At 56.6% G+C, this 14,288-nt stretch carries 14 protein-coding genes; 4 read left to right on the top strand and 10 right to left on the bottom strand.

Going from position 1 to position 14,288, the window contains the following annotated elements:
• Positions 1-2: 2 nt before the first annotated feature.
• Both nfuA and gntX read right to left on the bottom strand, forming a co-directional pair.
• Complete coding sequence (nfuA, locus tag E0E17_RS05770; protein ID WP_130832352.1) at positions 3-578, bottom strand: Fe-S biogenesis protein NfuA; 576 nt, start codon at positions 576-578, stop codon at positions 3-5.
• Positions 579-636: 58 nt separating this feature from the next.
• The gene (gene gntX / locus E0E17_RS05765; RefSeq protein WP_130832350.1) at positions 637-1,320 is read right to left on the bottom strand and encodes a DNA utilization protein GntX; all 684 of its coding nucleotides are present in this window, start codon (positions 1,318-1,320) and stop codon (positions 637-639) included.
• A 35-nt stretch (positions 1,321-1,355) separates the two neighbouring features.
• Here gntX and bioH point away from each other — a divergent pair, with 35 nt between their 5' ends.
• The gene (gene bioH, locus E0E17_RS05760) at positions 1,356-2,132 is read left to right on the top strand and encodes a pimeloyl-ACP methyl ester esterase BioH (protein ID WP_130832347.1); all 777 of its coding nucleotides are present in this window, start codon (positions 1,356-1,358) and stop codon (positions 2,130-2,132) included.
• 163 nt (positions 2,133-2,295) lie between these two features.
• Positions 2,296-2,562 (top strand): YdgH/BhsA/McbA-like domain containing protein, encoded by a 267-nt coding sequence (locus E0E17_RS05755; RefSeq protein ID WP_130832345.1) that lies wholly within the window; start codon positions 2,296-2,298, stop codon positions 2,560-2,562.
• Here E0E17_RS05755 and E0E17_RS05750 read toward each other — a convergent pair whose 3' ends face one another.
• The 4 genes from E0E17_RS05750 to yjbE all read right to left on the bottom strand — a co-directional run bounded on the left by E0E17_RS05750 (position 2,563) and on the right by yjbE (position 7,714).
• Positions 2,563-4,251, bottom strand: coding sequence for a sugar phosphorylase (locus E0E17_RS05750; RefSeq protein ID WP_130832343.1), 1,689 nt, complete (start codon positions 4,249-4,251; stop codon positions 2,563-2,565).
• Between the two features lie 121 nt (positions 4,252-4,372).
• A complete protein-coding gene (locus tag E0E17_RS05745) occupies positions 4,373-6,697 on the bottom strand; it encodes a Tex family protein (RefSeq protein ID WP_130832341.1) in 2,325 nt (774 codons plus the stop codon).
• A 108-nt stretch (positions 6,698-6,805) separates the two neighbouring features.
• A complete protein-coding gene (greB, locus tag E0E17_RS05740) occupies positions 6,806-7,279 on the bottom strand; it encodes a transcription elongation factor GreB (protein ID WP_130832339.1) in 474 nt (157 codons plus the stop codon).
• 201 nt (positions 7,280-7,480) lie between these two features.
• A complete protein-coding gene (yjbE, locus tag E0E17_RS05735) occupies positions 7,481-7,714 on the bottom strand; it encodes an exopolysaccharide production protein YjbE (protein ID WP_130832337.1) in 234 nt (77 codons plus the stop codon).
• Between the two features lie 540 nt (positions 7,715-8,254).
• Here yjbE and ompR point away from each other — a divergent pair.
• The gene (gene ompR / locus E0E17_RS05730) at positions 8,255-8,974 is read left to right on the top strand and encodes an osmolarity response regulator transcription factor OmpR (protein ID WP_001157751.1); all 720 of its coding nucleotides are present in this window, start codon (positions 8,255-8,257) and stop codon (positions 8,972-8,974) included.
• Positions 8,971-10,332 (top strand): two-component system sensor histidine kinase EnvZ, encoded by a 1,362-nt coding sequence (gene envZ, locus E0E17_RS05725; protein ID WP_130832335.1) that lies wholly within the window; start codon positions 8,971-8,973, stop codon positions 10,330-10,332. Before ompR ends, envZ begins: the two co-directional genes overlap by 4 nt.
• A 50-nt stretch (positions 10,333-10,382) precedes the next feature.
• Here envZ and pckA read toward each other — a convergent pair whose 3' ends face one another.
• The 4 genes from pckA to yrfG form a co-directional block, all read right to left on the bottom strand.
• Complete coding sequence (gene pckA, locus E0E17_RS05720) at positions 10,383-12,002, bottom strand: phosphoenolpyruvate carboxykinase (ATP) (protein WP_130832332.1); 1,620 nt, start codon at positions 12,000-12,002, stop codon at positions 10,383-10,385.
• Positions 12,003-12,285: 283 nt separating this feature from the next.
• Positions 12,286-13,152: an Hsp33 family molecular chaperone HslO gene (hslO, locus tag E0E17_RS05715; RefSeq protein ID WP_130832330.1), complete on the bottom strand. Its 867-nt coding sequence runs from the start codon at positions 13,150-13,152 to the stop codon at positions 12,286-12,288.
• 26 nt (positions 13,153-13,178) lie between these two features.
• The gene (hslR, locus tag E0E17_RS05710; RefSeq protein WP_130832328.1) at positions 13,179-13,580 is read right to left on the bottom strand and encodes a ribosome-associated heat shock protein Hsp15; all 402 of its coding nucleotides are present in this window, start codon (positions 13,578-13,580) and stop codon (positions 13,179-13,181) included.
• A 13-nt stretch (positions 13,581-13,593) separates the two neighbouring features.
• Entirely contained in the window at positions 13,594-14,262 is a 669-nt protein-coding gene (gene yrfG, locus E0E17_RS05705; protein ID WP_130832326.1) for a GMP/IMP nucleotidase, read from the bottom strand.
• Positions 14,263-14,288: the final 26 nt, after the last annotated feature.

Raw genomic sequence — 14,288 nt, 5'->3', positions numbered from 1 at the left:
AATCAGTAGTAAGAGTGCTCGCCGCGCTGGTGCTCGGTGAGATCGCGCACGCCTTTCAGTTCCGGGAAAGCGTTCAGTAACTCTTTCTCGATACCTTCTTTCAGCGTCACGTCGACCATCGAACAGCCGTTACAGCCGCCGCCAAACTGCAGAATCGCATAGCCTTCTTCGGTGATCTCCATCAGGGTCACACGACCACCGTGGCCTGCCAGCTGCGGGTTGATCTGCGCCTGCAGCAGATACTCAACGCGTTCAATCAGCGGCGCATCGTCAGAAACTTTGCGCATTTTGGCGTTCGGCGCTTTCAGTGTCAGCTGAGAACCGAGATTATCGGTCACAAAGTCGATCTCGGCATCTTCCAGATAGGGCGCGCTCAGCTCATCCACATAAGCGGAGAGCTTTTCAAACTTGAGCTCAGTGTCGGTTGCTTCCACAGCATCCGGCGGGCAGTAAGAAACACCGCACTCCGCCGTCGGCGTGCCGGGATTAATCACGAACACACGGATTTGGGTGCCATCTTCCTGTTTTGACAGCAGTTTTGCAAAATGCTCCTGGGCAGCATCGGTAATACGGATCATGGCGATTGCTCAATAGTTGACTAATTTAGTTGGTTATAATACGCCCATCAACGGCGCTCTACAAGGTACGGCACAGGCACCAGACCTGTACGCTGGCCGCCCCCCGGGCCTGCAAAAGATGGCTGATTTCTGCCACCGTACTGCCGGTCGTGACTACGTCGTCAATCAGCGCAATATGGCGTGCTGTGACATCCATTTCAAGGCGAAACGCCCCACGCAGGTTACGTTGCCGCTGGCGTGCGTTCAGCTGATGCTGCGGCAAGGCCGCACGCGGGCGGCGGATGCCATGGGGCCAAAATTCGCACTGCAGCCAGTGTGCCAGCGGCGTTGCCAGCAAAGCCGACTGATTAAAGCCGCGTCGCCATAAACGCCTTTTGTGCAGCGGAACGCACAGCAGCAGATCGGGACGCGGCACGAGGCGCATCCTGCGCGCCTGTAACCAGCTTAGCAAAAGTAATCTTGCCAGCATCACTCTGAGTGCGGTGACCCCGGAAAATTTCAGGCGATGGACCAACTCACTGAGCGGCGGCGCATAATCGCTGACACACACCAGCGCCTGCCAGGGCGGTGGGCGCTGCAGGCAGCGGCCGCAAGGCTGGCGGGGATGTGGCGATGGCAGGGCGCAGCACGGGCAAAGCGGCGGCAGGGCAGGCAGCTGGCGCAGACAGACGCTGCACATGCCGTGTTGCGACAAACGCAACGGCAGGTGGCATAGCCAACAGACGCCTGGCATTGGTAGCATAGCAGCCTCCTTTTTTAATGACGGGATAGTAACTGATGAATTCGCTCTACTGGCACACCAGCGGGGAAGGAAATGTGGATCTTGTGCTGCTGCACGGATGGGGATTGAACGCGGAGGTATGGAACAGCATTACGCCGCGTCTCAGCCCGCATTTTCGCCTGCATCAGGTCGATTTGCCCGGCTTTGGCCGCAGCCAGGGCTATCCTGCGTTGACGCTGACGGAAATGGCGCAGGAACTGGTACCGTCACTGCCGGAAAAGGCCATCCTGCTGGGCTGGTCGCTCGGGGGCCTGGTGGCGAGCCAGTTGGCGCTGACACTGCCACAACGGGTCAGCGGTCTGATTACCGTGGCCTCTTCTCCCTGTTTTACCGCCTGCGACACCTGGCCCGGCATTAAGCCAGACACGCTGCAGGGGTTTCAGCAGCAGCTCAGTCAGGATTATCAGCGCACGGTGGAGCGTTTTCTGGCGCTGCAAACCCTGGGCACCGAGAGTGCGCGTCAGGACGCCCGCGCGCTGAAAGAGGTGGTGCTGTCGCAGCCGATGCCGTCTGTGCCGGTACTGGAAGGGGGACTGGCGATTCTGGGCCAGGCCGATCTGCGCGAAGCGTTACGCGATTTACCCGTGCCCTTTCTGCGCATTTACGGCTATCTCGACGGACTGGTGCCCCGCCGCGTGGCAGACCTGCTGGATGAATGCTGGCCTGCCAGCGTGTCGCGTGTGATGGAAAAAGCGGCACATGCGCCTTTTATTTCCCATCCTGAGGCGTTTTGTCAGCATATTCTCGACTTTAGCGCGGATCTGACCGGGTAAAATTTCGCCGGGCGGCTGGCAATATATTGTGATGCAGCAATACTTTTGCAGGTGAGCAGGGCCGCTGATTGACGCCGGAGCGTGACATTCACTGCAGTATCGCCTGATGGCGTTGTTGCGGCTGCTTGCCTTTTGCATACCAATAATGAATGAGGGGTTCTGTATGAATGTAACGAAACGCGTTATCGCGTCGCTGCTTTGCGCCGTCTCTTTTTCTGCCCTGGCCGCCCAGGAAGTGACCAAAGAAGATGTGCAGAAAATGAATCTGGAAAAAATCGGCAGTGTAAACACCACGGCGGAGACCACTTCGCCGATGGATGCGAAGCAAGAGCTGTCGAAGCTGGCGGATGAGAAGGGGGGACGCTACTTTCTGGTGATCGCCGGTCGTGAGCATGGCCGCTTCAGCGCGACGGCAGATGTCTACAAATAGTCAGCGGCGCAGCCACATAAATTGCCAGGCATCCAGTCTGACCGGCTGGGTGCCATCTACCCGCGCGCCGCTTACCACATCATAAAACAGAGCAGCTTCCGGCAGAGAGGCTTCAATCTGACGGTGACTGAGATTAAAGACGCAGAGCAGCCCCTCCTCGCTACCTGACGGGTGACGTCGGAAAATCAGCAGCGCATTGTCGCTGTCAAACAGCGTCATCAGATTGTCCGGATGAAAGGCAGGCTGACGCGTACGCAGCTGGATCAGCGCGCTCAAACGGTTAAAGATCTGCTGACGCAGCCAGTCTCCTCCCGCCAGCGCCTGTTCGATGGTGCGCAGGGCATATTTTTCCCGGTTGATGGCCCGGTTATGACCCGCAGCGCGCACCCCCTCACGATCATTCCGCCCGCCCAGGATGCTCTGAATGTAGACCGCCGGGACGCCGGGAAAGGCGAGCAGAATGGCGTGCGCCAGCAGGAAACGGCGCAGGCGCGTCTCATCATCATCTTCCTGTTTACTCAGGGCGTCCAGGTAAGTGACATTCACCTCATACGGGCTGGTGGTGCCGTCGGGATTCTTTTTATAGGAAACCAGCGCCCCCTCCAGTGCCAGGTTGCGCACCAGCGCCACAATCTCTGGCTCCGACAGAATGCCGCGTACCGGGTTCAGCCCGATGCCATCATGGGAGGCGAGGAAATTGAAAAAGGTGGTCGAGCCGTTACCGTGCTCCAGCGAGGCTGCCCACTGGCGCAGTGCACGCCCCGAACCGGAATGGATGGCATGTAACACCAGCGGCGGCAGTGAAAACTGATAAACCATCTGGGCTTCATCCTGACCGTTGCCGAAGTAGCTGATATTGTCCTTATGGGGCACATTGGTCTCGGTAATGATCACCGTACCCGGCGCCACCACATCGGCAATAGCGCGGAACAGTTTCACCAGCTGATGCGTTTGTTCCAGATGGATGCAGCTGGTGCCAGGGATTTTCCACATATAACCCACGGCATCAAGCCGCACATAGTCCGCCCCTTTCTTCAGATAATCGAGCAGTACATTAACCATCGCAATCAGCACATCGGGACTGGCGAAATTGAGGTCGATCTGATCGGCACTGAAGGTGGTCCAGATAAACCGCGTTTCGCCGTTTGCCAGCTCCCGGGGCGTCAGTAGCGGAGAAGTGCGTGGTCGGGTAACCTGGCTGAGATCGGTGGCGGGCGGCATGCTGATAAAAAAGTCGTCCCAGCCCGCATCCTGGGCGAGAAAATGGCGGAACCAGAGGCTGCTGGCAGAGATGTGATTACAGACGAAATCAAACATCAGGCGCGTATGGGTGTGGAGCTCGGCAATATCCTGCCAGTCGCCGCAGATCGGGTTGACCTGATGGTAATCAATAACTGAGAAGCCATCGTCGGATGACCAGGGAAAAAAAGGTAGCAGGTGGACAATGTTAAAGGTCGACTGCAGATGCTGCTGATAAAAGCGTGAGAAGGTTTTCAGGGTAGGGGCTTCACTTTCGCGAAACTGATCGGCATAGGTGATAAGCACCACATCCTTCTCATCCCAGTGCGGCTTGCGCGGCATTTTTACCGTATCGCGCGCGGCGCGGATATGAGAGAGCAATCTTTCGCGCGCGGCGAGAGGAAACGAACCCGCGTAAATCTTATCGATTAATGCATTGATAATTTCCATATTTCTGATGGGCCACGGCAGGTGTTATTTTTTATACAGGCTGATTCTCAGCGTAGCCTCCCGTTGGGAAATAGCAACTTTACGCCCTTCCCAAAAGCGGGAAGGGCGTGGTCAGACAGACTTAGTTTTTCTTGCCAAAGGCGGCAGCCAGCGCATCGCCCATGGCGCTGTTGCCTGGCTGCGGGCTGTTGCCACGCGCACGGCCTTTGCCAGGGGCGGGACGGGCCTTATCACGTGTAGCCGGTTTGCTGCCGCCTGCACGGGAAGCGGTGTCGCCAGGCTGCTCATCCAGACGCATGGTCAGTGCGATACGCTTGCGCTGCAGATCCACCTCCAGTACTTTCACCTGCACGATATCGCCCGCTTTCACGACCTGATGTGCATCTTCGACGAATTTGTCGGACAGCGAGGAAATATGCACCAGACCATCCTGATGTACGCCGATATCAACAAAGGCGCCAAAGTTGGTCACGTTGGTGACCGCGCCTTCCAGCACCATGCCGGGCTGCAGATCGTTCAGGGTTTCCACCCCTTCGGCAAAGCGGGCGGTTTTGAATTCCGGACGCGGATCGCGACCCGGCTTCTCCAGCTCTTTCAGGATGTCAGTGACGGTCGGCAGACCAAAGCGTTCGTCAGTGAAATCGACAGCTTTCAGGTTGCGCAGACTGGCGGGGTTACCCATCAGCGCCTCCAGCGCCTGTTCGGTGGCGGCCAGAATACGCTCCACCACCGGATAGGCTTCCGGGTGCACCGTTGAGGCATCCAGCGGATTATCGCCGTGGTTGATACGCAGGAAGCCGGCGCACTGCTCAAAGGCTTTCGGCCCGAGGCGGCTGACTTTCAGCAGCTGCTGGCGGCTGCGGAAGCGGCCATTTTCATCACGCCAGCTGACAATATTCTGCGCCATCATGCGCGTCAGGCCCGCTACGCGTGTCAGCAGGGCAACAGAAGCGGTATTCAGATCAACGCCAACGGCGTTCACACAGTCTTCAACGACCGCGTCCAGCTTCTTCGCCAGCTGACTCTGACTGACATCGTGCTGGTACTGGCCTACGCCGATCGATTTCGGATCGATTTTCACCAGTTCCGCCAGTGGATCCTGCAGACGACGCGCGATAGAGACCGCCCCGCGCAGCGATACATCAAGATCGGGGAACTCCTGCGCCGCCAGTTCTGACGCGGAATAGACTGATGCCCCCGCTTCGCTGACGATCACTTTCTGCGCGCTAATCTGCGGATACTGCTTTTGCACTTCCAGGAAGAAGCGTTCGGTCTCGCGCGAAGCGGTACCGTTACCGATGGCGACCAGTTCCACCTGATACTTCGCGCACAGCGCGGCGATGACCGTGGCTGCTTTCGCCGCCTGGCCGGTATGAGGATAGATGGTATCGGTGGCGACCAGCTTGCCGGTGGCATCAACCACCGCCACTTTAACGCCGGTACGCAAGCCGGGATCGAGGCCCATGGTGGCACGCATGCCTGCCGGAGCCGCCATCAGCAGGTCGTGCAGGTTGCGGGCAAAGACGTTAATCGCTTCATCTTCGGCGCGCTCACGCAGCGTACCCATCAGCTCGGTTTCCAGGTGCAGCAGCACTTTAATGCGCCAGGTCCAGCTCACTACCGCCTTGCGCCAGCTGTCTGCCGGGGCGTTATTCAGGCGCAGATTCAGGTGATCGGCGATCAGGGTTTCGCCATAACTTTCCCGCGGGGCTTCGTCATACTGCGGATCGGGATTCAGGGAAAGCTGCAAAATACCTTCGTTGCGGCCGCGAAACATCGCCAGCGCGCGGTGTGAAGGTACGCTGGAGAGCGGTTCATGGTGATCAAAGTAGTCGCGGAACTTCGCCCCTTCTTCCTCTTTGCCTTCTACTACGCGCGACACCAGATGGGCGTTTTTCCACAGGTAATCGCGCACTTTCGCCAGCAGCGCGGCATCTTCGGCGAAACGTTCCATCAGAATATAGCGCGCCCCGTCCAGTGCGGCGCGTACGTCCGCCACCCCTTTGTCGGCATCAACATACGCGGCGGCAAGCTGTTCCGGATCCTGCGACGGGTCCTGCCACAGCGTATCTGCCAGGGGTGCCAGCCCCGCTTCAATTGCGATCTGACCACGGGTACGGCGTTTGGGCTTGTAAGGGAGATAGAGATCTTCGAGTTCGGTCTTACTGAGGGTGTTGTTAATGGCGCTGGCGAGATCGTCGGTGAGTTTGCCCTGTTCAGCGATAGATTTCAGTATCGACTGTCGGCGCTCTTCCAGTTCGCGCAGATAGCCGAGGCGGCTTTCCAGCTGGCGCAGTTGGGTATCATCCAGTCCACCTGTGACCTCTTTACGGTAACGGGCGATAAAAGGGACGGTATTTCCTTCATCCAACAGGCGTACGGCTGCTTCCACTTGCTCTGCCCGCGCCTGAAGCTCACTTGCAATAATCTGGCTCAGAACTTTCATATCAGTAACTGTTTGGCTTACCCAGGGTTAAGAAACAGGGGACAGTTATACGGACTGGCGACGCTAAATGCCAGCAGCGCGGGCGGCTTTAGGCGATATTCTGAACGGCTATTCCTGATAGCTGATTTTATTCACATACCAGAGCGCCGGACCTGCAGGCGTTTGCACCGTGGCGGCATCGCCAGGCTCTTTTTTCAGCAGTGCGCGCGCCATCGGCGAGTCGATAGAGATGTAATCTTTGCGACCGAAAATCTCGTCATACCCCACGATGCGGAAACGCTTGATATCGCCTGCCTCGTTCTCCACCTCTACCCAGGCGCCAAAAAAGATTTTGCCATCCTGCTGGGGTGAATAATCGACGATGCGCAGCTCTTCCAGACTTTTGGTCAGATAACGCACCCGACGGTCAATTTCACGCAGACGCTTTTTGTTGTACTGGTAGTCGGCATTTTCGCTGCGGTCGCCGAGGCTGGCCGCCCAGGTGACTTTTTTGGTGACTTCCGGACGCTCTGTGCGCCAGAGGTGGTCAAGTTCCGCCTTCAGCTGATTAAAGCCTTCACGGGTAATGAGTTTGGTTTTCATTCTGCTGTTACCAGAAGATTGCGATGCGGGCTAGTGTAAGGGGATTAATCCGGGGAGTTCAATGTGGAAAAAAAGTCGGGGAACCGGTTTTTAAAAAGTTAAAAACCGAATCCATTATTCCCCGGTGGCGAAACTGGCAATCACATTAAGGTATTCAGACATACCAAACAACAGAGGGAACAGGGATAGAACAGTCAGATATTATTTTGTCGGCATGGTGGCTGTGGTCGTGGAGGTGCCGCTGCCACCACCACTGGCGGTGGCCAGCGCAATACCCAGCAGCGCACCAACAGCGGCAACGCCAACAGCGTGTGAATTACCCTGCGCCGTAGTGACGGCCTGCGCGCCCGCAGCTTCACCGGTGACGTCGGCAGCCTGCACAGGGTTAAGGCTGATCAGCGCCAGAGCGCTCAACAGCAAAAGCGTTTTTTTCATTTTTCACTCATCCCGGCTGATTAATATTGGCTATGGATTGCAGTGTGAGCGATTTCCGCTGGTAGCGGAAGGGGCTGTGAGCGGCTGATTTTTAACGCTTTATTTTTATCTGGCCTCAATTATTGCCTGGCCGGGTATAATCCGAGAGACAACGCAGGCGCAGAGGTCGAAAAGGGGATTTTTCTCCTGATTTAACCACAACAAAAGCGATATTCTGCCTGTAGCGCGCAACGCTTCTGGTACCCATGCGCGGGCGTAATAATAACCCTTTGTAATTCCAGCCTTATTATTGGCTGGTGCGATTACCACACCACAAAACGGCAGAAAAAGGGGATGAATTTCAGATAAGCCGTAACGGTAAGTGGTGGTATAAAAAAGGAGCAGCAGGGCGGCGCGGCGCATTGAAAATAAAAGATAAGCTGCTGTTTAATATGCTTTGTAACAATTTCGGCTAGAATATAAACCAATAATGACTGTCACTGTAGAGCATCTTTTTTTAACAATAGCGGCTCAGGCAATGGCGCCTTTGGGAGTTTAACAATGCAAGAGAACTATAAAATCCTGGTCGTGGATGATGATATGCGTTTGCGTGCACTGCTCGAACGCTATCTGACCGAACAGGGCTTTCAGGTGCGTAGCGTCGCCAACGCCGAGCAAATGGATCGTCTGTTAACCCGGGAATCCTTTCATCTGATGGTGCTTGATCTGATGTTGCCGGGTGAAGATGGTCTGTCAATTTGCCGTCGTCTGCGCAGCCAGAGCAATCCTATGCCGATTATTATGGTTACAGCGAAAGGCGAAGAGGTCGATCGCATCGTTGGGCTGGAAATTGGTGCCGATGACTATATTCCGAAACCTTTTAACCCGCGTGAACTGCTGGCGCGTATTCGTGCCGTGCTGCGCCGTCAGGCCAATGAGCTGCCCGGCGCCCCCTCGCAGGAAGAGGCGGTCATCGCGTTTGGCAAATTTAAGCTGAATCTCGGCACGCGTGAAATGTTCCGCGAAGATGAGCCGATGCCGCTGACCAGTGGTGAATTCGCCGTGCTGAAAGCGCTGGTCAGCCATCCGCGCGAACCGCTCTCCCGTGACAAACTGATGAACCTGGCGCGTGGCCGTGAGTACAGCGCGATGGAGCGTTCGATCGACGTGCAGATTTCGCGTCTGCGTCGCATGGTCGAAGAAGATCCCGCGCATCCGCGCTACATTCAGACCGTCTGGGGTCTGGGTTATGTCTTTGTCCCGGACGGCAGTAAAGCATGAGGCGGCTGCGCTTCTCTCCGCGTAGTTCCTTTGCCCGCACCTTGCTGCTGATCGTTACCTTGCTGTTCGTCAGCCTGGTAACGACCTATCTGGTGGTGCTCAACTTTGCCATTCTTCCCAGCCTGCAGCAGTTCAATAAAGTGCTGGCGTATGAAGTGCGTATGTTGATGACCGATCGGCTGCAGCTGGAGGATGGTACGCAGCTGGAAGTGCCGCCTGCTTTTCGTCGTGAGATTTACCGGGAGTTAGGCATTTCGCTCTATACCAACGCTGCGGCGGAGGAGAGCGGACTGCGCTGGGCGCAACATTATGAGTTTCTCAGTGAACAGATGGCGCAACAACTGGGCGGGCCAACCGATGTCCGGGTCGAGGTTAACAAGAACTCGCCGGTGGTCTGGCTAAAAACCTGGCTGTCGCCCGATATCTGGGTGCGCGTACCGCTGACCGAAATCCATCAGGGCGACTTTTCGCCGCTGTTCCGCTATACCCTGGCGATCATGCTGCTGGCGATTGGCGGCGCCTGGCTGTTTATTCGTATTCAGAACCGACCGCTGGTGGATCTGGAGCACGCTGCGCTGCAGGTGGGTAAGGGGATTATTCCGCCGCCGCTGCGTGAGTATGGCGCATCGGAAGTCCGCTCAGTGACGCGCGCCTTTAACCAGATGGCGTCGGGCGTGAAGCAGCTGGCGGACGACCGCACCTTGCTGATGGCGGGCGTCAGCCACGATCTGCGCACCCCACTGACGCGCATCCGACTCGCCACAGAAATGATGAGCGAGCAGGACGGTTACCTCGCGGAGTCGATCAATAAGGATATTGAAGAGTGCAACGCCATTATTGAACAGTTCATTGATTATCTGCGCACCGGTCAGGAGATACAGACCGAACGCGCCGACTTGAACGGCATTCTGGGCGAAGTGGTGGCGGCCGAAAGCGGTTACGAACGCGAAATCGAAAACGCGATAATGCCGGAAGAGGTTCTTCTCGATATCAATCCGCTCTCTATCAAACGCGCCGCAGCCAATATGGTGGTAAACGCGGCACGTTACGGCAACGGCTGGATCAAGGTCAGCAGCGGGATTGAGCTGCAGCGCGCCTGGTTCCAGGTTGAGGATGACGGTCCCGGTATCAGGCCGGATCAGCTGCAGCATCTGTTTCAGCCCTTTGTGCGTGGCGACAGCGCACGCAGTACCAGCGGCACCGGTCTGGGGCTGGCAATTGTGCAGCGCATTATTGATGCCCATCATGGTTCGCTTGAGGTAGGAGAGAGTGAGCGTGGCGGACTGCGCATTCGTGCCTGGCTGCCAGTGCCGGAAAGTGGTCACCCGCACGCCCTCAGCCATAACCCGGCGGTTTAAGCCGTCACCATCACCGGCCGCTGTGCCGGTGATGGATGACGCCTGCAGGCTTAAAGCTGCGGGCCCGCTTTGACCAGCGCGGCGCCTGCCGCGTTATCGGTGTACTTGTCAAAGTTAGCAATAAAAAGCTGCGCCAGCTCGCGCGCTTTTGCCTGCCATTGCTCGCCATTCTCCCAGCTGTTGCGCGGGTCGAGTATGGCCGCATCCACCTGATTCAGCACGCGCGGGAATTGCAGACCAAAAATGGGTAGCGTCTCAACCTCCGCCTCGTCCAGTTCCCCGGCCAGAATGGCATTGATAATCGCGCGCGTATCTTTGATCGAGATGCGCTTGCCGCTGCCGTTCCAGCCGGTGTTCACCAGATAAGCCTGCGTCCCGGCCGCCTGCATGCGTTTCACCAGCACTTCGGCGTACTGTGTCGGATGAAGCATCAGGAAAGCGGCGCCAAAACAGGCGGAGAAGGTCGGGGTCGGGGCGGTGATGCCGCGCTCGGTGCCCGCCAGCTTAGCGGTAAAGCCGGACAGGAAGTGATACTGGGTCTGTTCCGGCGTCAGGCGGGAAACCGGCGGCAGGACGCCAAAGGCATCGGCGGTCAGGAAGATAACTTTTTGTGCGTGGCCCGCCTTTGAAACTGGTCTGACGATATTATCAATATGATCGATCGGATAGGAGACGCGGGTGTTTTCCGTTTTGCTGGCATCATCGTAATCGACGCTGCCATCGGCGCGTACCACCACGTTTTCCAGCAACGCATTACGCCGGATCGCCCGGTAAATTTCCGGCTCAGCCTGGGCGGAAAGTTTGATAGTTTTGGCGTAGCAGCCACCTTCAAAATTAAACACGCCGTCATCATCCCAGCCGTGTTCATCGTCACCAATCAACTGGCGTTCGGGATCGGTAGAGAGGGTGGTTTTGCCGGTGCCGGAAAGGCCGAAAAAGACCGCCACATCGCCCTTTTTCCCCACGTTCGCCGAACAGTGCATAGACGCGATACCCTTCAGCGGCAGCAGGTAGTTCATCACCGAGAACAGTCCTTTTTTCATTTCGCCACCGTACCAGGTGCCGCCAATCAGCTGGATACGTTCCGTCAGGTTAAAAGCGATAAAGTTCTCTGAGTGGAGCCCCTGCGCCTGCCAGTGGGGATTGGTGCACTTCGCCGCGTTCATCACCACAAAATCGGGCGTAAAATTGGCCAGTTCCGCCTCATCGGGGCGGATAAACATATTCTTCACGAAATGCGCCTGCCAGGCGACTTCAGTAATAAAGCGCACGCTAAGGCGCGAATCCGGATTGGCGCCGCAGAAAGCATCGACCACAAACAAGCGCTTAGCGGAAAGCTGCTGAGTGACGCACTGCTTTAACGCTTGCCAGGTCTCCTGCGACAGCGGCTGGTTGTCATTCTTCCCTTTTCCCTGATCGTTCCACCACAGGGTGTCGCGTGTGGTGTCATCGCGAACAATATATTTATCCTTTGGCGAGCGCCCGGTAAAAATCCCGGTATCGACAGCTATCGCGCCGCTTTGTGTCAGGGTGCCACGCTCATAACCCTCGAGTTCAGGACGGATTTCCTCCTGAAACAGGGTGTCATAGTCAGGGTTATAGACCACTTCCGTGGTGTCCATAATCCCCAGGGCGGCGAGGTCTTGCGAAGTCAGGCCGTTAACACGCATGTGACTGCTCCTTTAATCGGTATCTGTGCTGCACTGACGATGAGTATTAGCGATCGTGATAATTATTCCCGTTTATTCCTGAACGGAAGCACGATCGCGCGCAGTGTACACCTCTCAGCAGACAGGGAAAGGATTCATCCCCGGAAATGCGAGCTCGGGCGCGCTAAGCCGCAATTTTCGCCAGAAACGGTCTGAGAGCCAGTGCAAAAAACGTTAATTGCTATTGAAATTATTGATATGTGCCAGGAAAGGCAAAAGGGGCGGCAGAAACCGCCCGGAGGGATCAGTGCAGACGATCGCTGTTATTGACGGAGTCGTTACGGATGGCCGCAATATCGACCGCGTCATAAACGTAGTGCGTACCGCAGTAGTCACAGTGCATGTCAACTTCGCCATCTTCGGCAATGATTTCATCCACCTCTTCCTGCGGCAGCGTTTTCAGCACTTCGCCGCAGCGCTCGCGTGAACAGGTGCATTTAAAGCTGACGGGCTGAGGATCGTAAACCGTGGCCTCTTCCTGATGGTAGAGACGCCACAGCACATCGTTTGCCGGCAGCTCGATCAGCTCTTCCGTCTTGATGGTGTCGGTCAGGGTCGCCAGATGGTTGAAATCTTCTTTGCTGGTGTCCTGCGCAGGCAATACCTGCAGCAGAATGCCTGCCGCGCCTTTATCGCTGGTGCGAATAAACAGGCGGGTAGGCAGCTGTTCGGAGCGCATGAAATAATCTTCCAGGCATTCGGCCAGGGTTTCGCCTTCCAGACCTACCACGCCCTGATAGCGCTCACCCTTCTCCGGAGAGATGGTAATCACCAGATAACCGTTGCCCACCATATTTTTCAGGCTGGCTTCCGGCGCGATCTCGCCCTGAACACGTGCGACGCCGCGCAGTTCCTGACGGTTATTGCCGTTAATCACCGCCAGTGACAGCGGGCCGTCACCCTGCAGCTGAACGGTAATATCACCATCAAACTTCAGGGTGGCGGTCAGCAGGCTGGTGGCGACCAGCAGTTCGCCCAGTAGCTGTTGTACCGGGGCGGGATAGTCGTGATTTTTCATCACTTCACGCCAGGTCTGGGTCACATTCACCAGCTCACCACGAACCGCGGCATTTTCAAACAGGTAACGATGCAGTTGATCTTGAACAGACATAAGGTTTCTCTCGTTGGGGCGAAGCGTTATTCATCACCCGAAAATTTAAATTTCATCAGGTCGCGACGCTCCTTTTTGTCCGGGCGGCGATCGGGATGCGGCATGGTAAGCGCATTCATCTTACGCGCCTGCGCCAGCTTCTCCCGTTTCTCGATACTGGCTGCCGTTTCGCTGTAAAGCTGCTGTGCTTCACTGGCGGGACGACGCTGATCGCTGATGCCAATAACGGTGACGGTACGTTCGTCATTACCCTGGCGTAAGGTCAGCTCTGCCTCCAGCTCTACCAGTTTACTGGGTTTGCTGCGCTGGCCATTGTAGTGAACCTTACCGCCTTCAATCATTTCCCGTGCGATGGCGCGGGTTTTGTAAAAGCGCGCGGCCCAGAGCCATTTGTCGAGCCGTACGCCTTCGCTGATTTTCTCTTTCATGGTTACTCCTGACTCACGACAACGAATGGCTCAGCTGCCGATAATCCCGCACAGCCTGATGGCGCAGAAAGGATTGATCAGGCCGACCGGAGTCGGGATTGCTGACGCCCAGGCACCAGCGGATACCCCACTGTCGGGCGGCATCCAGAATTGGTTCGCTGTCATCGATAAACAAGGTACGCGCGCTGTCGAAACCCGTATGCTGTTGCACTGCCTGCCATAAACGTTGGTCTTCTTTCGGATAGCCAAAGGTATGGGTAGAAAGCAATAAATCAAGGTGTGCCGCTAATCCGGTCTCGGCCAGCTTGATTTCCAGGTTATAAGGATGCGCATTGGTCAGCAGGATGGTGCGCTTACCGGCGCGCCGCAGTGCCTGTAAAAAGGGCAGCGTATCGTCACGCAATGCGGCAAGGCTGCCTTTTTCCCGCGTCATGGCGCGAATGTCCAGCGCCAGTTCCTGCGACCAATAGTCCAGACAATACCAGTTTAGCGTATGCGCCACGGCCTGATACTTTTGTGCAATCAGCTGGTGCGCTTCCGCCAACGTAATGGCGCGTGCGCGGCTCAGCGATTCGGGAACATGTTCCAGCCAGAAGTGGCGGTCAAAGGCGAGATCCAGCAGAGTGCCGTCCATATCGAGCAGCACGGTATCAATGTCTGACCAGTTCAGCGTCACGGCCATGTTAACCCCCAGGCAAAAAGAGGGCG

This window comes from [Erwinia] mediterraneensis, from assembly GCF_900604315.1.
GTDB lineage: Bacteria > Pseudomonadota > Gammaproteobacteria > Enterobacterales > Enterobacteriaceae > Pantoea > Pantoea mediterraneensis_A.
Note: the sequence above shows the minus strand (reverse complement) of the source record. Positions and strands in the feature narration are given on the sequence as shown.

Coding starts and splice junctions, on each gene's coding strand:
- hslR (WP_130832328.1), bottom strand. CDS start 13,580: ATGAAAGAGAAAATCAGCGAAGGCGTACGGCTCGACAAATGGCTCTGG.
- nfuA (WP_130832352.1), bottom strand. CDS start 578: ATGATCCGTATTACCGATGCTGCCCAGGAGCATTTTGCAAAACTGCTG.
- envZ (WP_130832335.1), top strand. CDS start 8,971: ATGAGGCGGCTGCGCTTCTCTCCGCGTAGTTCCTTTGCCCGCACCTTG.
- yrfG (WP_130832326.1), bottom strand. CDS start 14,262: ATGGCCGTGACGCTGAACTGGTCAGACATTGATACCGTGCTGCTCGAT.
- E0E17_RS05755 (WP_130832345.1), top strand. CDS start 2,296: ATGAATGTAACGAAACGCGTTATCGCGTCGCTGCTTTGCGCCGTCTCT.
- E0E17_RS05745 (WP_130832341.1), bottom strand. CDS start 6,697: ATGAAAGTTCTGAGCCAGATTATTGCAAGTGAGCTTCAGGCGCGGGCA.
- gntX (WP_130832350.1), bottom strand. CDS start 1,320: ATGCTACCAATGCCAGGCGTCTGTTGGCTATGCCACCTGCCGTTGCGT.
- bioH (WP_130832347.1), top strand. CDS start 1,356: ATGAATTCGCTCTACTGGCACACCAGCGGGGAAGGAAATGTGGATCTT.
- ompR (WP_001157751.1), top strand. CDS start 8,255: ATGCAAGAGAACTATAAAATCCTGGTCGTGGATGATGATATGCGTTTG.
- pckA (WP_130832332.1), bottom strand. CDS start 12,002: ATGCGTGTTAACGGCCTGACTTCGCAAGACCTCGCCGCCCTGGGGATT.
- E0E17_RS05750 (WP_130832343.1), bottom strand. CDS start 4,251: ATGGAAATTATCAATGCATTAATCGATAAGATTTACGCGGGTTCGTTT.
- hslO (WP_130832330.1), bottom strand. CDS start 13,152: ATGTCTGTTCAAGATCAACTGCATCGTTACCTGTTTGAAAATGCCGCG.
- yjbE (WP_130832337.1), bottom strand. CDS start 7,714: ATGAAAAAAACGCTTTTGCTGTTGAGCGCTCTGGCGCTGATCAGCCTT.
- greB (WP_130832339.1), bottom strand. CDS start 7,279: ATGAAAACCAAACTCATTACCCGTGAAGGCTTTAATCAGCTGAAGGCG.